Origin of the sequence: Mesorhizobium huakuii, from assembly GCF_014189455.1 — a bacterium.
In the GTDB taxonomy this organism is placed as follows: Bacteria; Pseudomonadota; Alphaproteobacteria; order Rhizobiales; family Rhizobiaceae; genus Mesorhizobium; species Mesorhizobium huakuii_A.
Genome location: NZ_CP050296.1, coordinates 4,814,431 through 4,835,424, shown reverse-complemented (window position 1 = coordinate 4,835,424; position 20,994 = coordinate 4,814,431). Strand labels below are relative to the sequence as shown.

14 protein-coding genes and 2 pseudogenes are annotated in these 20,994 nt (G+C 64.1%); 14 read left to right on the top strand and 2 right to left on the bottom strand.

Features of this window, described 5'->3' with window-relative positions; translation table 11 throughout:
- Nucleotides 1-3 precede the first annotated feature (3 nt).
- Nucleotides 4-795 (top strand): ATP-binding cassette domain-containing protein, encoded by a 792-nt coding sequence (locus HB778_RS23205; RefSeq protein ID WP_095198766.1) that lies wholly within the window; start codon nt 4-6, stop codon nt 793-795.
- A 137-nt stretch (nt 796-932) separates the two neighbouring features.
- On the top strand, nt 933-1,955 hold the full coding sequence (locus HB778_RS23200) for a LacI family DNA-binding transcriptional regulator (protein ID WP_183457293.1): 1,023 nt from the start codon (nt 933-935) through the stop codon (nt 1,953-1,955).
- A gap of 333 nt (nt 1,956-2,288) precedes the next feature.
- Here the strand turns inward: HB778_RS23200 and HB778_RS23195 are convergent, their stop codons facing one another.
- A complete protein-coding gene (locus tag HB778_RS23195) occupies nt 2,289-2,879 on the bottom strand; it encodes a TetR/AcrR family transcriptional regulator (protein WP_183457290.1) in 591 nt (196 codons plus the stop codon).
- Between the two features lie 243 nt (nt 2,880-3,122).
- On the opposite strand from HB778_RS23195, the gene HB778_RS23190 reads away from it, so the two are divergent.
- The 3 genes and pseudogenes from HB778_RS23190 to HB778_RS23180 all read left to right on the top strand — a co-directional run bounded on the left by HB778_RS23190 (nt 3,123) and on the right by HB778_RS23180 (nt 7,710).
- Nucleotides 3,123-3,374: a hypothetical protein gene (locus HB778_RS23190; protein WP_183457288.1), complete on the top strand. Its 252-nt coding sequence runs from the start codon at nt 3,123-3,125 to the stop codon at nt 3,372-3,374.
- Nucleotides 3,359-6,543, top strand: a pseudogene (locus HB778_RS23185) (efflux RND transporter permease subunit). The gene HB778_RS23190 and the pseudogene HB778_RS23185 overlap by 16 nt, the downstream one beginning before the upstream one ends.
- 15 nt (nt 6,544-6,558) lie before the next feature.
- On the top strand, nt 6,559-7,710 hold the full coding sequence (locus tag HB778_RS23180; protein ID WP_183457286.1) for an efflux RND transporter periplasmic adaptor subunit: 1,152 nt from the start codon (nt 6,559-6,561) through the stop codon (nt 7,708-7,710).
- A gap of 64 nt (nt 7,711-7,774) precedes the next feature.
- Here the strand turns inward: HB778_RS23180 and HB778_RS23175 are convergent, their stop codons facing one another.
- Complete coding sequence (locus tag HB778_RS23175; protein WP_183457284.1) at nt 7,775-8,683, bottom strand: LysR substrate-binding domain-containing protein; 909 nt, start codon at nt 8,681-8,683, stop codon at nt 7,775-7,777.
- Nucleotides 8,684-8,784: 101 nt separating this feature from the next.
- Here HB778_RS23175 and HB778_RS23170 point away from each other — a divergent pair, with 101 nt between their 5' ends.
- The 9 genes and pseudogenes from HB778_RS23170 (at nt 8,785) to HB778_RS23130 (ending at nt 20,989) form a co-directional block, all read left to right on the top strand.
- Nucleotides 8,785-9,573 (top strand): HalD/BesD family halogenase, encoded by a 789-nt coding sequence (locus HB778_RS23170; protein ID WP_183457282.1) that lies wholly within the window; start codon nt 8,785-8,787, stop codon nt 9,571-9,573.
- 112 nt (nt 9,574-9,685) lie between these two features.
- Complete coding sequence (locus HB778_RS23165; RefSeq protein ID WP_183457280.1) at nt 9,686-10,378, top strand: GntR family transcriptional regulator; 693 nt, start codon at nt 9,686-9,688, stop codon at nt 10,376-10,378.
- A 35-nt stretch (nt 10,379-10,413) separates the two neighbouring features.
- Nucleotides 10,414-11,516, top strand: a pseudogene (locus HB778_RS43090) (mandelate racemase/muconate lactonizing enzyme family protein).
- Nucleotide 11,517: 1 nt separating this feature from the next.
- The gene (locus tag HB778_RS23155; protein WP_183457278.1) at nt 11,518-12,702 is read left to right on the top strand and encodes a mandelate racemase/muconate lactonizing enzyme family protein; all 1,185 of its coding nucleotides are present in this window, start codon (nt 11,518-11,520) and stop codon (nt 12,700-12,702) included.
- 260 nt (nt 12,703-12,962) lie between these two features.
- Nucleotides 12,963-14,627, top strand: coding sequence for an ABC transporter substrate-binding protein (locus HB778_RS23150; RefSeq protein WP_183457276.1), 1,665 nt, complete (start codon nt 12,963-12,965; stop codon nt 14,625-14,627).
- A 135-nt stretch (nt 14,628-14,762) separates the two neighbouring features.
- The gene (locus HB778_RS23145; RefSeq protein WP_183457274.1) at nt 14,763-17,123 is read left to right on the top strand and encodes a molybdopterin guanine dinucleotide-containing S/N-oxide reductase; all 2,361 of its coding nucleotides are present in this window, start codon (nt 14,763-14,765) and stop codon (nt 17,121-17,123) included.
- Nucleotides 17,124-17,188: 65 nt separating this feature from the next.
- Nucleotides 17,189-18,079 (top strand): ABC transporter permease, encoded by an 891-nt coding sequence (locus HB778_RS23140; RefSeq protein WP_056565658.1) that lies wholly within the window; start codon nt 17,189-17,191, stop codon nt 18,077-18,079.
- Complete coding sequence (locus HB778_RS23135) at nt 18,076-18,954, top strand: ABC transporter permease (RefSeq protein WP_183457272.1); 879 nt, start codon at nt 18,076-18,078, stop codon at nt 18,952-18,954. Before HB778_RS23140 ends, HB778_RS23135 begins: the two co-directional genes overlap by 4 nt.
- Nucleotides 18,947-20,989, top strand: coding sequence for an ABC transporter ATP-binding protein (locus HB778_RS23130; RefSeq protein WP_183457269.1), 2,043 nt, complete (start codon nt 18,947-18,949; stop codon nt 20,987-20,989). The genes HB778_RS23135 and HB778_RS23130 overlap by 8 nt, the downstream gene beginning before the upstream one ends.
- Nucleotides 20,990-20,994 lie beyond the last annotated feature (5 nt).

Sequence of the window (20,994 nt, the reverse complement as noted above, 5' to 3'; positions counted from 1 at the left end):
ACCATGGCCGAGCCATTGATCCGCATGCAGAACATCCGCAAGTCCTACGGCCGCGTGCAGGCGCTCGAGGATGCCAATTTCCATGTCAATGAACGCGAGATCGTCGGCCTGCTCGGTGACAACGGCGCCGGCAAGTCGACGCTGATCAAGGTTTTGTCGGGTGCCGTGCCACTGACCAGCGGTGACATCTTCATCCGCGGCAAGAAGGTCACCTTGCGCAGCACCAGCGACGCCATCGCGCAGGGCATCGAGACGATCTACCAGGATTCCGCGCTGGTCACCCAACTGTCGATCGCCCGCAATCTTTTCCTCGGGCGCGAGCCGATCAAGCCGCCGCGCTTTCTCAACCGCATGGACCAGGAGGCGATGAACACTGTCGCTCGCGACCTGCTCAAACAGGTCGGCATCTCGAAGAACATTCCGCCGACGACGCCGATCGGCTCGCTCTCGGGCGGCGAGCGCCAGGCGGTGGCGATCGCGCGCGCCATGCATTTCGACAGCGACCTCATCATCCTTGACGAACCGACCAACAATCTCGGCGTCGCCGAAACGCAAGGCGTGCTGAGCTTCGTGCGCAGCGCCCGCGATTCCGGCCATTCCTGCATCTTCATCGCGCACAACATCCACCATGTCTTCCAGGTGGTCGACCGCATCGTCGTCATGCGCCGGGGCAAGGTGGTCGCCGACGACATCGACCCGAAGAAAACAACCGTGACGGAAGTCGAGCGGATCATCACCGGCATGTCGGACAAGGAAATCCGCGACGCCATCGCCGACGGCAAGCCGCCGCACTGAGGATGGGCTGAAGCCGTCTTGTCGAAACAGGCGAATGCGCATCGCGGTGATGGGTGTCGATCAGGCGTCCCTCAGATCACATCGCCTGACACATCACCCGTCTGGCGCGCCATCGCATCGGCGCATAGGGTTGCGGCATGAAGGCCACCGTCTCCGACATCGCCAGGAATTGCGGGCTCTCGACCGCGACGGTCGACAGGGTGCTCAACAACAGGCCCGGCGCCAGTGCGGCCAACCGGCAGCGTGTCATGGAGGCCGCCAAGCAGCTTGGCTATCTGCCGGTAGCCGACCAGGTGACGCTTCCCTCGAAGCCCGCCAACCTCGAATTCTTCCTGCCGATCGGCAGCAACGCCTTCATGCAGGATCTGGCAAGACACATCGAGGACTATGCATCGCGCCTGCCGCTGGTCGCTTCGTGCCGGATCCACAACCTCGCCGGCATTTCGCCAAACGCGCTGCAGAGCGCCGTCGAAAACCTGTCGCTGAGAGCCAATGGCGTCGGTGTCATCGCCGTCGACCATCCACGAACCCGCAACATCCTGCGCGACATTGTCGAGGCCGGCATCCGCCTGGTGACGCTGGTGTCCGACATTCCGGCCGCGCCTCGTTCGGCCTATGTCGGCATCGACAACCGGGTGGCGGGGCGAACGGCTGCGCTTCTCATGGGACGTTTCCTCGGCGGCCGCGAGGGTCATCTGGCAATGGTCGTCGGTTCGCGCTCCTATCGCGGCCATGAGGAGCGTGAAATGGGTTTCCGCTCCGTGCTTGGCGAGGAATTCCCCAACCTCACCGTGACCAGCGCCGTCGAGATCAATGACGAGCCGGATGCCAGCTACGCCGAGACCATGAAGGCGCTGCACAATGAACCGGAACTGCTCGGCATCTATTGCGTCGGCGCCGGACGCTCCGGCGTTGCGAAAGCCATCCGCGAAGCCAGGCCCAATCGCAAGCCGGTGTTCATCTGCCACGACCTGACGAGGGAAACGCGCGGCTATCTCGTCGATGATCTCGTCGATGTCGTCATCGACCAGAACGCCAGGCTGATCGCCGAACAGTCGGTCATCCGCCTGCTCGGCTCCATCGCCTCATCGGCGCCCTATCTCACTCGAAAGTTCATCGAGCCGCGCCTGATCTTCAGGGAAAACGTGCCGGTGCAGTGAGGTGGGCGCAGTCCGGCAAAGCCGCTCGCCCGGATTTGTCTGATAATTGACACGGCAAATCTGCACAGCTGCTATGCACAATTCATTGTTGCCGAATCATTGGGCAACTCGTAGGTTCTGGTTGTCGGCCATCTACTCCTCCCAGATGCGATGCCGACGCTGAATGGGGTGCACCTCCTCCCGCGCCACATTCGAAATCGAGCCCGCTGCCACCTCCTCCCGGCAGCGGGCTTTTTTCGTTCAAACGGGGGAAATAGCCATTTTGCCAACGCCAAGGCGCGCCACGCACCGCGCTTGACCGCACGATGGAAGGCACGTCAGCGGCAGTTCAATTCAACCGGCGGCAGTGCCGCGGAAGGAGACGATCAGCCCTTCAGCCATGCGCACGAACTGCGTGCTCGGCCCTTCGGTACCCACCGTCTGCACGCTGACACGCGCGCCCTCAAACAGCAGTGACAGCGTATCGGCAAGCAGTTCGGCCTGGCCAATGCCCGCATCCCGGCACAACGCCACGAGGCGCTCGCGCTGGGCCTCCTTGAGTTCCTTGATCACCAGCCTGGCCGGATGGTCCGGCTCGGTCAGTTCAGCGGCGGCATTGGCCATGTCGCAGCCACGGCCGTCAGCCTTGAGCATGACGGCGGCCTTGCGAACCCAGGCATGGAGTTGCGCGAGCTTGTCACCGGGAAACTCGGCTTCGAACCCTTCCCACATGGCGCCGGCCTTGGCCGCATTGGCGCGCAGGCACTCGACGATCAGTTCGTCCTTGGATTCGAAGTGACGATAGAGCGTCATCTTGTTCGTGCCGGCAGCCTCGGTGATGGCGTCGACGCCGACGCCCTTAATGCCATGCTTGTGGAACATGTCACGCGCCGTCTCCAGGATCCGATCCCGCGGACGCGAGCGCTCCACGACGCCGTCTGTCATCATGATCTCCTTTCGTTTCCTAAAAACCACGGCCACCTCTTGACTAGGGTGTTACCGGTCTGTAACTATGCAAATGTTACTTACTGGTAACACCTATGTCGCCTTCCGTCAATAACAAGGCCGTGAACTGGTCCTGCCAGATCGGAATGGGCGAAAAACTGCAGTTCATGCGGCTTCGGCCGGTGAAGAGATGAAAACGGTTCGCGAGCATGGGCTGCGAATCGACAGACAAGGAGCCGGCCAATGCCACAGCGCCGCGATCTTACCATTGATGAGGCCGTCCGGGATCCGATGATCCGGCTGGTCATGAAGGCAGATGGGGTCGATCCCCGCGCCTTCGAGAAGATGCTTCGCTCGCTTGCCGATGGGCAGCGTCGCGAGGTGCCGTTGCTGCGCTCACGGGAAGCCACCCGTGACGGGCACGGCCAGTTATCCAGACTTGCCAGTGCCTTCGGGCGGGCAACAGCAGCCGGCGAGGCATGTGTGTCGTGGTAAACTTCTTCATCCACCGTCCGATCTTCGCCTCGGCGATCGCCATCATCATGGTGCTCGCCGGGACGATTTGCTATTTCCTGCTGCCGGTCTCGCAGTTCCCAGACATCACGCCGCCCCAGGTCGTGGTCAGCGCCCACTATCCGGGCGCCAGCGCGCAAGTCGTGGCCGATACGGTGACGACGCCGCTGGAGCAGCAGATCAACGGCGTGCAAGGCATGACCTACATGTCGTCGACGAGCTCCAATGACGGCTCCTCGACCATCACCATCACCTTCGATGTCGGCTATTCCCTGAGCACCGCCGCCGTCGACGTCCAGAACCGCGTCTCGCAGGCGGCCTCGTCGCTGCCGGCCATCGTCAACCAGGGCGGCGTGACGATCAAGAAGCAGAACCCGAACTTTGTGCTGATCGTCAACCTGACCTCGCCCGACAAGTCCGTCGATCCGGTGGCGCTGTCGAACCTTGCCTATCTGCAGGTCGTCGATCCGCTGAAGCGGCTGCAAGGTGTCGGTGACGTGCAGATCTTCGGCGAGCGGCGCTATTCGATGCGCGTGTGGCTCGACCCGGACAAGCTCGCCAATCTCGGCATCACCGCCGTCGACGTGCAGAATGCCATCGCCGAGCAGAACGTCCAGGTGGCGGCCGGCAAGATCGGCCAGTCGCCGGCGCCCGCCGGCACCGCCTTCGAAATGCAGGTCAACGCCGTCGGCCGCCTGAGCGACCCGAAGGAGTTCGGCGACATCGTCGTGCGCGCCAACACCGACACCGGCTCGCTGGTGCGGCTGCGCGACGTCGCGCGCATCGAACTGGGCGCGCTGCAATATTCGTCCTCGGCCTTCTTCGGCAAGGACCCGACCGTCGTGCTCGCCGTCTATCAGATGCCCGGTTCCAACGCGCTCGACCTTCAGCAGCGCGTCAAGGACAAGATGCAGGAGCTGTCGGCGCGTTTCCCGAAGGGCGTCTCCTACGCCATGCACTACGATACGACGCGCTTCGTCTCGGCGTCGATGCATGACGTGCTGATCACGCTCGGCGAAGCCCTGGTGCTGGTCGTTGCCGTGGTGTTTGTCTTCCTGCAGAGCTGGCGCACGACGATCATCCCGACCATCGCCATTCCGGTGTCACTGGTGGCGACATTGGTCGTCATGGAGATGATGGGCTTCTCGCTCAACATGCTGTCTTTGCTCGGCATGGTGCTGGCGATCGGCCTTGTCGTCGACGACGCCATCGTCGTGGTCGAGAATGTCGAACGACAGCTCGAGGCCGGACTGAAACCACTGGCCGCGACCAAGGCCGCCATGGCCGAAGTGACCGGCCCGATCATCGCCACCACCGCCGTGCTGATGGCGGTGTTCGTGCCGGTCGCCTTCATTCCCGGCGTCTCCGGCAAGCTCTACAACCAGTTCGCGCTGACGGTGGCGATTTCGGTCGGCATTTCCGCCTTCAATTCGCTGACGTTGAGCCCGGCGCTCAGCGCGGCGTTCCTGCGCCATCGCGGCGAGACGCAGTTCGTGCTGTTCCGCTGGTTCAATACAGGTTTCGACAAACTGTCGCATGCCTACGCCCATGGCGTGCGCATTCTCATCCGCTTGCGCTGGATCATGCTCGGCCTGTTCGCGGCCGGCCTGGTTGCCACCTATTTCGTCTGGCAGAAGCTGCCGTCGACCTTCCTTCCGGTCGAGGACCAGGGCTATTTCTTCGTCGTCATCCAGCTGCCCGACGGCGCCTCGCTTGAGCGCACCGACGCGGTGGCGCAGAAGGCGCGCGACATCCTGCAGGCGACGCCCGGCGTCGACATTGTCGGCTCGATCAGCGGCCTGAACTTCCTGACCAGTGCCGCGCAGTCGAACTCGGCGGTCGAGTTTGCCATTTTGAAGCCCTGGGAGGAGCGTACTCCCGACCAGAGCGCATCGAAGCTGGTTGCCGATGTGCGTGGCAAGCTGTTGCAGATACCGGAAGCCTTTGCGTTGAGTTTCGATCCGCCTTCGATACCGGGTATCGGCACCACGGGCGGCTTCGAATTCGTCGTCGAGGATCTCACCGGTCGCGGCAGCACGGCCCTCAACGACGCGACGCAAGCCGTCATCGCCGAGGCGCGCAAGCAGCCGGAAATCAATCCGCAGCAACTGTTCTCGCCGTTCTCGACCTCGACGCCGCAGTTCAACTATGACCTCGACCGCAGCAAGGCCAAACTGCTCGGCCTGAACCTGCCCGACGTCTTCAACACGCTGCAGATCTATCTCGGCTCGCTCTACGTGAACGACTTCAACCTGTTCGGCCGCACTTTCCGGGTGACCATCCAGGCCGACAAGGATGCACGTGCGGGCGCGGCCGACATTTCGCGGCTCTATGTGCGCAATGCGTCGGGTGGCATGGTGCCGCTCAGCACGCTGGGCAAACTGGTGCCGTTCGTCGGGCCGGAGACCGTGCCGCACTACAACAACAACGCCTCGGCCTCGATCAATGGCGGTGCCGCACCGGGCTTCTCCTCGGGCCAGGCGGTCGCAGCCATGGAACGGGCCGCGGCCACCGCATTGCCCAGGGATTTCGGTTTCGAATGGACCGGCATCACCTTCCAGGAACTCAAGGCAGGATCGATCGCGTCCGTCGTCTTCGGCCTCGCCATCGTCTTCGTCTTCCTGATCCTGGCGGCGCAGTATGAGAGCTGGGCGATGCCGTTCATGGTGCTGCTCGCCGTGCCGCTCGCACTGTTCGGCGCGTTCGCGGCGCTGTGGGTGCGCGGCATGCAGATCGACGTCTACTCGCAGATCGGCTTCGTCATGCTGATCGGCCTGGCGGCGAAGAACGCCATCCTGATCGTCGAGTTCGCCAGGCGGCGGCGCGAGGAGGGCCTCAGCATCGTCGAGGCGGCGATGGAAGCCGCGCGGCTGAGACTCCGGCCGATCCTGATGACGGCGTTCGCCTTCATCCTCGGCGTGCTGCCGCTGATGTTCGCGACCGGCGCCGGCGCGGCAAGCCGCCAGTCGATCGGCACCACGGTGTTTGGCGGCATGGTCGCCGCGACCATCCTGTCGCTGGTGTTCGTGCCGGTCTTCTACGCGGTCATCGAACAGTTGCGGGAGCGCCGCGAAAGCGGCGAGCCCGCCTCCAAGCATACTGAACCAACTGCCGAACCCGCCTTCCCTCCCTGGCGGAAGCGGCCGAATAAGATTGGAGAAATATTATGCGTAAATGGAAAATTGCGTTGGGAACGGCTGTCGCGCTGGGTGCCATCTCGGTGGCGAGCGTCCACCTGCTCGACATGGGCAATCTCAGGCTGAGCGCCAGCACGGCTGGGGCTGCGCCCGCTCCTGCGGCATTCGTGATGCCGGTGCCGGTGGCAAACGTCGTCAAGAAGACGATCCCGATCTATCTCGACTATGCCGCCCGCATCGAGCCGATCCGCAGCATCACGCTGCAGGCGCGCGTGCCCGGCTATTTGCAGGAACAGACGGCACAGGACGGCGCCGATGTCCGGCAAGGCGACATTCTCTACAAGATCTCGCCTGACGACTTCCAGGCTGCGCTCGACCAGGCGAAAGCCCAGGTCCAGCGCGATACGGCAACGCTCGACTATGCGCGGTCCAATCTCGGCCGCGGCACCGAGCTCGCCAAGAGCGGTTATCTGGACAAGGACAGCTTCGACCAGCGCACCAGCACCTTGCGCGAAGCGCAGGCGTCGCTGGCGCTCAACCAGGCGGCCGTGCGCACGGCGGAACTCAATCTGAGCTACGCCGAGATCCATGCTCCGTTCACCGGGCGCCTTGGCCGCAACCAGGCTTCGGTCGGCACGCTGGTCAGCGTCGCCGGCACGGTGCTCAACACTCTGGTGCAGCTCGACCCGATCTATGTCACCTTCAATCCGAGCGAGACGGATCTGGCCGAGATCGAGCAGGCCCGCGCGGCCGGCCCGGTCGACGTCGAGGTTCTGCTGCCAGGTGAGACCGAGTCCACCCAGAAGGGTGAACTCACCTTCATCGACAACACAGTCGACCACTCGACCGGCACGATCACCGCACGCGCCACAATCGGCAACGCCAAGTTCATGCTGATGCCGGGCCAGTATGTTCGCGTGCGGCTGCATATCAGGCAACAGCCCGATGCGCTGATGGTGCCGCAGACGGCACTGGGTTCGAGCCAGCTCGGCAAATATCTCTACGTCGTCGGCAAGGGCAACACGGTCGACCAGCGGCTGGTCTCACTCGGCCCGACCAGCGGCGATCTGGTGGCCATCCTGAGCGGCGTTGCCGAAGGCGACCAGGTTATAACTGGCAATCTGCAGAAGATCGGACCTGGAATGCCGATCTCGCCACTGCCACAGAAACCGGCTACCTGAATCCCCCGCAGGCCCGGTTTTTGCGCGGCGCCCCGGCCTTCCCACAGGTCGGGGCGCCATTTTTTCAAGTCGTGGGCGCCGCTTTCACGAGCAGGCCGACAAGAGCGGCGACATCGGCGCGGTCGGCCTTGGCCGGCGGCATGAAGGCGCAATAGGGGTGACCAAGGCGCACCGAAACGGAGGACAGCGCAATCAGGCGGCCGGCCTCCAGATCGGCCTGCGCCATCACCCGCTGGCCGAGCGCTACCCCCAGACCCAGTCTCGCTGAAGCGATCGCCAGACTGGACAAGCCAACACGGCGTCCATGCGACGGGTCGGGCGAGCGGCTGCCGCCGCATGCAGCGAACCAGTCCGCCCAGGTCGGGTGCGAGGCATAGTTTGGCCCCCAATTGGTGTGGATGAACAGGCTCTCATGCAGCTCCGTGAGCCCCGGATCGCCATTGCCATGCCGGTGCCAGAATTCCGGCGCGCAGACTGGCAGCACGTCGTCATGGACGAGGCGGACCATCCGCAGGCCGGGATAGTGATAGTCGCCATAGGAGATGCGCAGGTCGACATTTTGGCGCATCAGGTCGATCGGATCGTCTTCCGCCCGCACATCAATCGCCATATGCGGGAAGGCATCGAGGAGTGCGGCCAATCTCGGCGCCAGCCACAGTTCGGCCAGCGAGAACGGCACGCTGACGACAAGGCGCGTCCTCAAGCCACCTTCCAGCATGCGCTGGCCAATGGCGGCGATGTCGCCCAGCGCACGCGCGGTCTGCGGATAGATGGCGTGGCCGGCATCTGTCAGCGTGATGCGGTTGCCGGTGCGCACGAACAACTGCTTGCCGAACCAGGTTTCGAGATTGCGGATCTGCTGGCTGACCGCCGCCGAGGACACGCCAAGCTCGCTCGCGGCCAGAGTGAAGCTGCCGGCGCGGGCGGCCACCTCGAAGGCCTTGATCGCGTTCAGCGGCGGCAGTTTCTCCATGCCAGGCTCCACAAGTTTTTCTTGGGCAATCCTAATAATTTTCCCCGTTGAGAGAAAGAATTTTTTGCCATCTTCTGTACCCAACCTATGGAGCACGCGACATGAAAGACATTCTCGATCTCGACCGCTATCCGCTCGACCGCGAAGGCAGCGCCGAATGGAAACGCCTCGTCGAACAGTCGATTGAAGCCCTCAGAGCCGACGGCATGTTCAACCTCGAAGGCTTTTTGCGGCCCGGCGTCGCCGGACAGGCGGTGCGGGAAATTAAGCCGGTGATGGACACGCAGTCCCATGTCCACAAGCGCATGCACAACATCTACTTCAAGCCCGATATCCCCGAACTCGCACCCGAGCATCCCGCGCTGCGCAAGGTCGAAACCATCAGCCACACTGTCTGCGCCGACCAGATTCCCGGCAGCACCGTGCTTGCCATCTACGAGTATGAACCGCTGGTGCGGTTCCTGGCAGCGACGATGGGCAAGGAAAAACTGCATGTCATGCAGGATCCGCTGGCCCGCACCAATGTCATGGCCTATCGCGCCGGCGAGGCGTTGAACTGGCATTTCGACCGTTCGGAATTCACAACGACGCTGCTGCTGCAGCAGGCGGAGCGCGGCGGTGACCTCGAATACCGCACCGATCTCAGGTCGGATGACAACCCGAACTATGAGGGCGTCGCCCGGCTGCTCGAAGGCCGCGATCCCGACGCAAGAATCCTGCGCATGAAGCCGGGGACGCTGAATGTCTTCCGCGGCAAGAACACCGCGCACCGTGTCACCACGGTCGAAGGCGAGCGCGAACGCATGATTGCGGTGTTTTCCTACTATGAGAAGCCGGGTGTGATGTTCAGCACCGAGGAGCGCGTCGGCTTCTACGGCCGGGCAGCCTGAGCCGTCCCAACTCATCGACCGGGGTGCCGGGTGAAAAAATCCAAAAATGCCATCTTGTTAGATTGTCGACAATCTGATTGTCTTGCCTTCTGTTCTCGCTGGAGTGGGCCGGATGGTGAAGACGGATTTCAGCCCGATTGCCGACACGACGCGCCGCGCCGAAATCGTCGCGCTGCTGCGGCGCGCGATCCTGACCGGTCAGCTGGAACCCGGCCAGAAGCTGAACGAGCTCCGGATTTCCGAACAGATGCGGGTCAGCCGCGCGCCCTTGCGCGAGGCGATGCGCGAGCTGGTGCAGGAAGGTCTCCTGACCAGCATTCCCTATGCCGGCACCTTCGTCATCGATGTCACCGCCAAGGACATCGACGATGCCTATTCGCTCAACCAGGTGCTGGACGAGTTCGCCATCGAACGGACATGGCCGCAACGCGACCAGCGTTTCTTCGATGAACTTGACAGGCGCCACGAAGCGGTAAAGCAGGCGACACGCAACCTCGACACCACAAGGCAGATCGAAACGGCGCTGCAACTGCACGGCCTGATCTACGAATGGGCCGACAATTCCGTGCTGCTGGAAACCTGGCAGCGGCTGACCAGCCGGCTGCAGATGTATTTCGCGCTGCACCAGCATGCGCGCAACGAGCCGGTGCCGGCCGAGGACGTCCATGAGACTTACGTGCAACTGATGAAGGGCACCGATATGCGCGCTGCCCAGCGCCACGCCCGCGAGCATATCCACCTCGATTTCGAACAGCTGCTTTCTTACGCACGCGGCCTCGAACAGCGCCCATCGAGGGGCGCCTGATCATTCCCCAGAAATTGTAGCCAACGGACAGACACGTGCGGATCGAAACCATCAAAGCCTACCATGTCGTGCAGCCCTTCGTGGACGGGCCCTACCGGATGTCCAAGGGGCGCGAGGCCGACTGCTTCGACGCGGTGATCGTCGCCATCACCGCCGATAGCGGCGTGACCGGCTGGGGCGAGATGGCGCCGCTCGGCAATTTCTATTCGGCCGCCTTCCCGGCCGGCGCCCGCGCCGGCGTGCCGGAAATCGCGCCGCATCTTATCGGCCACGATCCGCGTGGGCTGGCCAGCATCGGCCGGCTGATGGACACGGTGTTCAAGGGCCACCCCTACATCAAATCGGCGCTCGACATGGCCTGCTGGGATCTCGCCGCGCGCGCCGCCGACGTGCCCCTGGTGACCATGCTCGGCGGCCGCGAGAGCGATATGGCGGAGACCTACCGGGTCGTCACCCACGGCACGCTCGATCAGATGGCGGCACTGGCAAAAGGATCATCGCAGAGGGCTGTCGCCGTCTGCAGGTCAAGGTCGGTGGCAATGTGCACGACGACATCGAGCGGGTCACGACAGTCGCCTCGGCCGTGCCGAAAGGTACGGTGATTTTCTGCGACGCCAATGCCGGCTGGACACCGTATCAGGCACGGCAGTTCGCCGATGCCACGCGTGGCATCGACTACACGTTCGAGCAGCCCTGTACGACGATCGAGGAGAACATGTCGGTGCGCCGCATGCTCGACAAGCCGATGGTGCTCGACGAATCCGTCATCTCGCTCGAGGCAATGCTGGAGATCCACCGCCTGGGCGCCGCCGACGGGTTGACGCTGAAAATCTCGCGGCTCGGCGGCGTGACGAAGACGCGCCAGATCCGCGACGTTGCCGTCAACCTCGGCTTCATGATCACGGTTGAGGACACTGGCGGCGCCGAGATCGACACGGCGGCAATGGCACATCTGTCGCTGTCGACGCCGCAAGAGCGGCGGTTGCATGCCATTGCCTTCCACGAATGGGTGACGGTGCGCACGGCCTTCAACGCCCCGCCGGTCACCGGCAGCCATATGGGCATTCCAGACGGGCCCGGCCTCGGCATCGACGTCGACCCGAGCCTGCTCGGCAAGCCGTTCTTCGAGATTGGCTGAGATGAAAATCCGCAGCATCAAGGCCACGCCGATCAATCTGCGCCTCGAAGCGCCCTATGGCTGGGTGTTCGGCGAACTCGACGGGTTTTCACAGACCATTGTCGAGGTCGAGACCGAGGATGGGCTGATCGGCCTCGGCGAGGCGCCGACGCCGGCGGCGGCCGCGATCATCAATGGTGTTCTGGCCGAGCGCCTGGTTGGCCGTGATGCCTTCGACATCGCCGGCGCCGAGCATGTCTGCCTGCCCTACTGGACTGGCGTGCAGTCGATCAACGACCGCACCCGCATCATGGCCTTCGGCGCCATCGAGATGGCGCTGTGGGATCTGCGCGGCAAGGCGTGGAAGCAGCCGCTCTATCAGCTGCTCGGCGGCGCGGTGCGCAAGGACATCCCCTTCACCGATTATTTTTCGCTGCGCGGCGACGGACCCAAGGTGAAAGGCGAGACGACGCCGGACGAAGTCGCCGATTATTGCGTCGAACTGCACGAGACGCATGGCACGACCTTCTTCGAAGGCAAATTCTCGACGCAAGACCCGAAAGTCTCGCTGAGAATGGTCGAGCTGATCCGCGAAAAACTCGGCGACGAAGCAATGATCCGCATCGATTCCAACCAGGCCTATTCGCTGGCGACGGCCAGGCGGCTGGCGCGACCGCTGGAGGATCTCGGCGTGCGCAACTGGGAGGACCCAGTGGCGACCATCGAGGAGATGCGGCAGTTGCGGCAGCATTGCTCGATCCCGTTCTCGACCCACAACATCGACATTGCGCGCGCCATGGACCTCAAGGTTCCCGACGCCTTCGTCGGCAATCCGACGACGCATGGCGGCATCGGCCGCATGCTGCGTTTCGTCGGCGCCTGCGAGCACGCCGGCGTCGATTTCTGGTGCTACAGCGGCGACAGCGGCATCGGCAGCGCGGCCTATCTGCATCTGTGCGCGGCGCTCGGCTGGATCCGGGAGCCGAACCAGTCACTGTTTCGCATGCAGCCCATGGACATCACCGAGGAAGGGCCGTTTTCGCCGAGGAATAATGTCGTGCGCGTGCCGGAAGGACCCGGTCTCGGCGTCACCTTATCGCGGAAAAACCTCGCGGCTTGCCATCGCGATTTCGTCGAGAACGGCCCGTGCAACAAATATCACGACCCGGCGAAGCCCGGCACATATCGCCGCCTGCCGCTCAATTAGGACCGAGAAGGAAGGAGACTAGCCAACAACAAGGGTCCGCCGCAGCGATCTGGATCGCCACGGCAGGATGTGACGGGTGGAAGCATCGCCTCAAGAAAATCTGGCCCCTGCGCCGCAAGGATCGGATGGACCAGAAAAGACAGCATGCTACAGTCCCGGTCGACCGACTTCGTTGATGGCCGGGACAGGAGAACTCCTCGGAATTACGTCAACCGGAAGTGCATCTTCAGCCATAAGAAACAGGGGAAAGGGCTAAACCCATGAGCAAGAACTATCGCATTCTCGACCTGATCCGGCGCAATCGCTCGCCGCTCGAAAACCATCTCATCGACGGTCTCGTCGACGGCCGTGTCAGCCGCCGCGACTTCATTCGCCACGGCAGCCTGCTCGGCCTGTCGCTGCCGCTTCTGGGCGGCATCACCACGGCTGCCGGCTTTGGCGGCATGCCGTCGCTGGCGCGCGCCGCGGGCGCAGCCGGCGCCACCATCCGCGTCGCCAGCAGCGTGCCGGCGGCAGCCATCGACCCGGTCACCATCGCCGACGCCGGCGGCCTTTTGGTCATGCAGCAGGTTGCCGAATTCCTCTGCGTCGATGGCCCGGACCTCGTGCTCAAGCCGGCACTGGCCGAGAGCTGGAAGCCGAACGACAACGGCACGGTGTGGACCTTCAAGCTGCGCAAGGGTGTGAAATTCCACTCCGGCGGCGAGATGAAGGCCGACGACGTCGTGGCCAGCATCGACCGCCTCGCCGACCCGGCGAACTCGTCCAATGCCCTGTCGGTGTTCACCGGCATCCTGCAGAAGGGCGCCACCAAGAAGGTCGACGACTACACGGTGGAATTCCATCTCGACGCGCCGAACGGCAACTTCCCCTACATGGTGTCGTCGGACAATTACAACGCCGTCATCATCCCGGCGAGCTACAAGGGCGACTACGAGAAAAGCTTCGACGGCACCGGCCCGTTCAAGATCGAAAAATACACCGCCAAGGTCGGCGCCTCCTTCGTCCGCAACGACGACTATTGGGGCGAGAAGGCCTTGCCGGATCGCACCGAGTTCACCTTCTTCACCGACGTGCAGCCGATGATCCTGGCATTGCAGGGTGGACAGGTGGACATCATCAACCAGATGCCGGTTCTGGCCGGCGTGGCACTGCTCAACGATCCGAGCATCGACATCATCAGCCTGAAGTCTGTCGCGCACCAGCAACTGCATCTGCGCTGCGATTCCGATCCGTTCAAGGACCCGCGCGTGCGCCGCGCTATCGCGCTCAGCCTCGATCGCGACAAGCTGGTCGCCGGCCTGATGAAGGGCCGCGCATCGCCGGGCAATGACAGCCCGTTCGCGCCTGCCTATCCGTCGACCGATACCAGCGTGCCGCAGCGCAAGCAGGACATAGCGCAGGCCAAGCAGCTGATGGAAGCAGCCGGCGCCGGCAAGGGTTTCAAGGTGACCCTGACCACCGAGCGCTATCTGGAAATTCCTGAATACGCCCAGCTCATCCAGAACTGGGTCAAGGAGATCGGCATCGAGCTCGAGCTCAACATCCTCGACCAGGGCGCGTATTACGGCGACGCGGTGTTCGGCAAATCGAACTGGCTGGATTCGGTGATGGGCATCACCGACTACGGTCACCGTGGTGTGCCGAACGTTTTCCTTGCCGCACCGCTGAAGAGCGACGGCACCTGGAACGCCGCGCACTTCAAGAACAAGGACTACGACACGCTGGCGAACAGCTACATCGCCGCGCTCGACCTAGAGGCGCAGAAGGCTGACGCCGGCAAGATCCAGAAGCTGCTGCTCGAGGAAACGCCTGTCATCTTCGGCTATTTCTACGACTACCTGACGGCGACGGCCAAAGGCGTGGCCGGCGTGCAGCCGACCGCCATGTCGCAGCTGTTCCTCGACAAGGCATCGAAGGCCTAAGCGGAGGCAGACAAGCCCATCCCGCAACTACCAGCCCTCTCCGGGGGCTGGTGCTTCCGCTGTCAGGCCGAGGCAAGGCGCTGCGCGCCGGCCTGACGCGGAGCCTCGCGTTGCGGGACGATTGATCATTGTCCCATGGAGTCCGAGACCCTGCTCACCACCATGCATTGGGGGACCTACGAGATCCGTGCCGAGAACGGCAGGCTCGTCGGCGTCGAGCCATGGAGCGGCGACCCCGATCCATCGCCGATCGGCAAGTCCATGCTCGGCACGGTGCAGGGCGACTTGCGTGTCTCCCGTCCCGCCATCCGGCGCGGCTGGCTGGAGGGGGACAGGTCCGGCGGTAAGGGCGGGCGCGGCAGCGAGGCTTTTGTCGAAGTCTCCTGGGAGACGGCGCTGGACATTGTGGCGGCCGAACTCGACCGTGTCCGCGTCGAGCATGGCAACAGCGCCATCTATGCGGGCTCCTATGGCTGGGCGAGCGCGGGGCGATTTCACCATGCGCAAAGCCAGATCCACCGCTTCCTCAACACGATCGGCGGCTATACGAGTTCGGTGCTCAGCTATTCCTACGGCGCGGCCGAGATCATCCTGCCGCATGTGCTTGGCGGGACCGATGGGCTGACGGGCAACCATTCCACCTGGGACGGGATCGAACGGCACAGCGAACTGATCATCGCCTTTGGCGGCCTGCCCTGGCGCAACGCCCAGATACAGGGCGGCGGCGCCGCCCGGCACGAGGCGGCGGCGGCCTTGCAAAAGGCCGTCGGCAACGGCGCCCGGCTGATCAACGTCTCGCCCGTGCGCGATGACGCGCCGCGCGGCGTCGAGACCGAATGGCTGCCGCTGCGGCCGAACAGCGACACCGCCTTGATGCTGGCTCTCTGCCATGTCCTCCTCAGCGAGGGTCGTCATGACCAGGCATTCCTGGCGCGCTACTGCACCGGCTTCGAGGTCGTGCGGGCCTATATCCTGGGAGAAACCGACGGCCAGCCGAAGAGCCCGGCATGGGCTGCCGCCCTGAGCGGCGTGGCGCAGGATAGGATCGTCGCGCTGGCCAGGGAAATGGCCGCCAAGCGCACAATGGTGATGGTCAGTTGGTCGCTGCAGCGCGCCGACCATGGCGAGCAGCCCTACTGGGCGGCGATCACGCTGGCCGCGCTGCTCGGCCAGATCGGATTGCCGGGCGGCGGCCTTGGCTTCGGCTATTCGTCGACCAATGGCGCCGGAAGGCCGGAGATGGGATTCCGGTGGCCATCCGTGTCGCAAGGCTGGAACCAGGTCCAGGACTTCATCCCGGTCGCGCGGATGGCCGACATGCTGCTCAACCCCGGCGGTTCCTTCCAATTCAACGGTGCCACGATGTCCTATCCCGACATCCAGCTCGTCTACTGGGCCGGCGGCAATCCCTTCCATCATCACCAGGATCTGAACCGGCTGGTCGAGGCATGGCAACGTCCTGAAACCATCATCGTCAACGAGCCCTTCTGGACGGCGACGGCGCGCCATGCCGACATCGTGCTGCCGGTCACCACACCGCTGGAGCGAAACGATCTCGCCTTCTCGAACCGGGAAAACCTCGTCGTCGCTATGAAGCAAGCGATCGATCCGGTTGGGGAGGCACGCGACGACTATCGCATCTTTGCCGACCTGTCGGCGCGGCTCGGCACCTGCGAAGCCTTCACCGAAGGGCGCGACGCCAGCGAATGGATCCGGGCTCTCTACGAGCAGGCCAGGGACAATGCGAAGGCGGCCGGGGTCGAGATGCCGTCCTTCGATCGTTTCTGGCATGACGGCCACGCCGACCTTGTCCGGCAAGTGACGTCGCAGACACTGCTCGCTTCCTTCCGCGGCGATCCAGAGCGCCATCGGCTGGCGACGCCGTCGGGTCGCATAGAGCTGTTCTCGCCGACGATCAATTCCTTCGGTTATGACGACTGTCCAGGCCATGCCGTGTGGCTTGAGCCGCGGGAATGGCTGGGCAGCGAGCTTGTCAGCCGGTTCCCGCTGCATCTTCTGTCCCCGCAGCCCGCCGACAAGCTGCACAGCCAGTACGATCACGGCTCGGTCAGCAGGGCGGGCAAGGTGTCGGGCCGCGCACCGCTGTGGATCAACCCTGTTGACGCCGCCGCGCGCGGCATTGTCGACGGAGCCATCGTGCGCGTCTTCAACGATCGCGGAGCGTGCCTCGCGGGCGCCGTGCTGACGGATGGCCTGATCCCCGGCGTCGTCCAGCTGCCCACCGGTGCATGGTTCGACCCCTCCTCGCCGGGACAGTCGCTCAGTCTGGAAAAACATGGCAATCCGAACGTGCTGACGCCTGATCGGGGGACGTCGCGCCTTGCCCAATCGCCGACCTGCAATTCGACGCTGGTCGAGGTGTCGCGATTTGACGGAGCCGTTCCCCCGGTGACAGCGTTCGATCCGCCTGCCACAGTGCGTTTAGCCGACGTACCCGGCCTGCCCGGGTCGCAGCCCCATCACAAGGAGGCTTAGCCATTCTCTCCTTCTTTGCCCGGCGTGTTTCCCTGTCGCTTGTGACGCTGTTCCTGCTGAGCATCATGGTGTTCCTGGGCGGCCAGGTGCTGCCCGGCAATGTCGGGCGTGCGATCCTGGGGCCGTTTGCGGATCAGCGCGCGGTCGACGCGCTCAATCATACGCTCGGCGTCGATCGCCCGCTGCTCACCCAATATGCGACCTGGATCTGGAATTTCGTCCGCGGCGATATGGGCACGTCCTACATCTTCCGCTCGCCGGTGGCGCCGTTCGTCATCGATGCCTTGGGCAATTCGATGAAGCTGGCGGCGGTCGCCTTCGTGCTGGTGGTGCCGATCGGCATTCTCGGCGGCGTGGTGGCAGCCCTCAACCTCAACCGCCCGCTCGACCGCATCATCAGCCTTGGCGGCCTGTCGGTGACGGTGCTGCCGGAATTCGTCACCGGCATCATCCTGATCCTGATCTTCGGCGTCTGGCTGCGCTGGCTGCCGATCTCGGCGGCATGGCCGAAGGATGCCGGCTTCTTCACCCAGCTCTACTATCTGATCTTGCCGTCGCTGCCGCTGTTCCTGGTGCTGTTCGGCTACATCGCGCGCATGGCGCGTTCCGGCATGATCGAGGCGCTCGATTCCGATTATACGCGAACGGCCGTGCTCAAGGGTCTGCCCTGGCGCACGGTGATCTGGCGCCATGTGCTGCGCAATGCGCTGCTGCCGACCATCACCGTCATCGCCACCCAGACCGGCTATCTCATCGGCGGCCTGGTGGTGATCGAGACGCTGTTCCGTTACCAGGGCATTGGTTCGCTGATCTTCACCGCCGCGCGCGGCAAGGACTTTCCGATGCTGGAGTCCGGCATCCTCACGATCGGCATCGTCTATGCCGTGGCGACGTTGATCGCCGACTTCCTCTATTCCGTGCTCAATCCGCGCATCCGCCTGGGGTCAGACCAATGAGCGCCGTGCAGACCACCTCTCCCCCGCAAGACGACACGCGCCGGCGCAGTCCCCTGGCGGAAGTCCTTTTCTCGCTGCTGCGCTCGCGGACCTTCCTTGTCGGCCTCTTCATCGTGCTGTTCTGGGTCGCCTGCGCGCTGTTCGGCGAACATTTCGCGCCCTATGACCCGCTTGCCGACGACATCATCAACGCGCTGGCGCCGCCTTCGCGCGAACATTGGTTCGGCACCGACCAGATCGGCCGCGACGTCTTCTCGCGCGTCATCGTCGGCTCGCGCGATATCCTCACCGTTGCCCCGCTGGCGACCTTGCTGGCGACGGTTGCCGGCACCGCCCTTGGCCTGCTCACCGGCTATTTCCGCGGCATCGTCGACGATGTCGTCAGCCGCATCTTGGAAGCCTTCATGGCGATCCCCGTGGTCATCGTCGCGCTGCTCGCCATCGTCGCGCTCGGCACCTCCAAGGCCACCGTCATCGTCGTCATCGGGCTCAGCTTCGCACCGATCATCGCCCGCACCGTGCGCTCGGCGGTGCTGGCCGAGCGCGAACTCGATTATGTCGCTGCCGCGCAGCTGAGGCACGAGAGCGCACTCCACACGATGTTCGTCGAGATCCTGCCCAACGTCATCCCGCCAATCCTGGTCGAGACCACCGTGCGGCTCGGCTACGCCATCTTCGCGGTCGCCACGCTCTCCTTCATGGGTTTCGGCATCCAGCCACCGTCACCCGATTGGGGACTCTCGATCTCCTCGAATTACGGCATGATCGGCGGCGGCTTCTGGTGGACGGTGCTGTTCGACGCGCTCGCCATCGCCTCGCTGGTGATCGGCGTCAATCTGGTGGCCGACGGCGTTCATGGAGTGCTCAATGACTAACTCCGCAAAGGCTGAAAACGCCCTCGAACTGCACGATCTGTCGGTCGCCTACCGGGTCGCCGGGCGCAACCGCGCCGTTCTGCGCAATCTCAGCCTCAACATCAGGCAAGGCGAGGCCTATGGGCTGGTCGGTGAGTCCGGCTGCGGCAAATCCACCGTGGCGCTCACCGTCGTGCGCTATTTGCCAAGGAACGGCTCGATATCCGGCGGCGCCATCTCGCTCGACGGCCAGGACGTCATGAAGCTCGATGCGGAGGCCTTGCGGCGCGCGCGGGCCGAAAGCGTCTCGATGGTCTATCAGGATCCCGGCAAGGCGTTGAACCCGTCGATCCGTATCGGCCGGCAACTGACCGAGATCTTCGAGCTTGGCGGCATAACGGGCCAGGCGGCGACCGATCGGGCGATTGCCATGCTCAACCGCGTGCGCATCTCCGACCCGCCAAGCGTCATGCAGCGCTATCCGCACCAGCTCTCCGGCGGCATGCAGCAGCGCGTGGCGATCGCCATGGCGCTGGCCAACGATCCCTCGATGCTGATCCTCGACGAGCCAACCACCGGCCTCGATGCGACGGTCGAAGCCGAGGTGCTCGACCTCATCGCACAGCTGCGGCAAGAGCTGTCGGCCTCGATCCTGTTCATCAGCCACAACCTCGCTGTCGTCTCCAACATGTGCGACCGGGTCGGCGTGCTCTATGCCGGCATGCTGGTCGAGGAAGGGCCGACGGATGTCGTCTTCAACGATCCGCGCCATCCCTACACGGTTGCCCTGCTCCGCTGCCTGCCGCGTGGCGGTCAGCGCAAGGACCAGGGCCGGCTCGACACCATTCCGGGCTTCCTGCCCGGCATTGGCGCCGACATCAAGGGTTGCGCCTTTGCCGACCGCTGCGCGCTCGCCGACGACCGCTGCCGCACCGAATTGCCACCGCTCTATGATCTGAGTGACGAGCGCGGCAAGCGTCTGTCGCGCTGCTTCCATCACGACAAGGCGCAAGCTCTGCCGCGCGCCACACCGAGCGATGTTGCGACAGCGCCCAAGCCGGCCACCGCACCGGTGCTGCGTGTCGCCGGGCTGAACAAGACCTATGCCAGCCATGGCCACCCCTTGCGCGCGGTGAAAGATGTCTCGCTCGATCTCAGGCCCGGCGAGACGCTGGCGCTGGTCGGCGAATCCGGCAGCGGCAAGACCACCTTCGCCAGGCTGCTGCTCGGCCTTGTGCCGCCCGATGACGGCGGCACCATCGAGCTCGAGGGCAAGGCGCTGGCACCGAAGCTGGAGAACCGTGGCGACGACCAGGTCAAGGCGATGCAGATCGTCTTCCAGAACCCGGACTCCGCGCTCAACCGCTCGCATTCGATCCGCCACATCCTCGGCCGCGCCTTGAAGCGGCTGGCCGGCCTCTCCGGCAAGGCGCAGGAGACGCGGCTCGACGACCTCGTCCGCTCGGTGCGCCTCACCGACCGGCATCTGGCCGTCAAGCCGCGCCAGCTCTCGGGCGGCCTGAAGCAGCGCGTCGCCATTGCGCGCGCCTTCGCCGGCGATCCGCGCATCGTCGTCTGCGACGAGCCGACCTCGGCGCTCGACGTCTCCGTCCAGGCGGCGATCCTCAACCTGCTTGCCGATCTGCAATCCAAGGAGGACGTCAGCTACATCTTCATCTCGCATGACCTTGGCGTGGTGCGTTACCTCTCCGACAAGATCGCCGTGCTCTATCTCGGACGCATCATGGAGATCGGGCCATCGGAGGAAGTCTTTTCCGGTCCGCATCATCCCTATACCGAAGCGCTGCTGTCGGCCGTGCCCAAGCTCGACCAGACCGAGACGGCGCGCATCCGGCTCGACGGCGAGATCCCCAGCGCCACCAACCCGCCCCCGGGCTGCGTCTTCAACACACGCTGCCCGCGCAAGATCGGCCCGATCTGCGAGCAGCAGGAGCCGCCGCTGGCCGAGGCGCAGCCCGGACACTCGATCCGCTGCCACATCCCCTACCCGGAACTGGCCAGGCTGCAGAAGGCGGCCGTAACCGAGCCGGCATAGCAAGC

Bases quoted from the DNA above. Each gene is read 5' to 3' on its own strand.
- HB778_RS23165 (WP_183457280.1), top strand. From the start codon at position 9,686: ATGGTGAAGACGGATTTCAGCCCGATTGCCGACACGACGCGCCGCGCC.
- HB778_RS23200 (WP_183457293.1), top strand. From the start codon at position 933: ATGAAGGCCACCGTCTCCGACATCGCCAGGAATTGCGGGCTCTCGACC.
- HB778_RS23140 (WP_056565658.1), top strand. From the start codon at position 17,189: ATGGTGTTCCTGGGCGGCCAGGTGCTGCCCGGCAATGTCGGGCGTGCG.
- HB778_RS23180 (WP_183457286.1), top strand. From the start codon at position 6,559: ATGCGTAAATGGAAAATTGCGTTGGGAACGGCTGTCGCGCTGGGTGCC.
- HB778_RS23145 (WP_183457274.1), top strand. From the start codon at position 14,763: ATGGAGTCCGAGACCCTGCTCACCACCATGCATTGGGGGACCTACGAG.
- HB778_RS23175 (WP_183457284.1), bottom strand. From the start codon at position 8,683: ATGGAGAAACTGCCGCCGCTGAACGCGATCAAGGCCTTCGAGGTGGCC.
- HB778_RS23130 (WP_183457269.1), top strand. From the start codon at position 18,947: ATGACTAACTCCGCAAAGGCTGAAAACGCCCTCGAACTGCACGATCTG.
- HB778_RS23150 (WP_183457276.1), top strand. From the start codon at position 12,963: ATGAGCAAGAACTATCGCATTCTCGACCTGATCCGGCGCAATCGCTCG.
- HB778_RS23170 (WP_183457282.1), top strand. From the start codon at position 8,785: ATGAAAGACATTCTCGATCTCGACCGCTATCCGCTCGACCGCGAAGGC.
- HB778_RS23135 (WP_183457272.1), top strand. From the start codon at position 18,076: ATGAGCGCCGTGCAGACCACCTCTCCCCCGCAAGACGACACGCGCCGG.
- HB778_RS23195 (WP_183457290.1), bottom strand. From the start codon at position 2,879: ATGACAGACGGCGTCGTGGAGCGCTCGCGTCCGCGGGATCGGATCCTG.
- HB778_RS23205 (WP_095198766.1), top strand. From the start codon at position 4: ATGGCCGAGCCATTGATCCGCATGCAGAACATCCGCAAGTCCTACGGC.
- HB778_RS23155 (WP_183457278.1), top strand. From the start codon at position 11,518: ATGAAAATCCGCAGCATCAAGGCCACGCCGATCAATCTGCGCCTCGAA.
- HB778_RS23190 (WP_183457288.1), top strand. From the start codon at position 3,123: ATGCCACAGCGCCGCGATCTTACCATTGATGAGGCCGTCCGGGATCCG.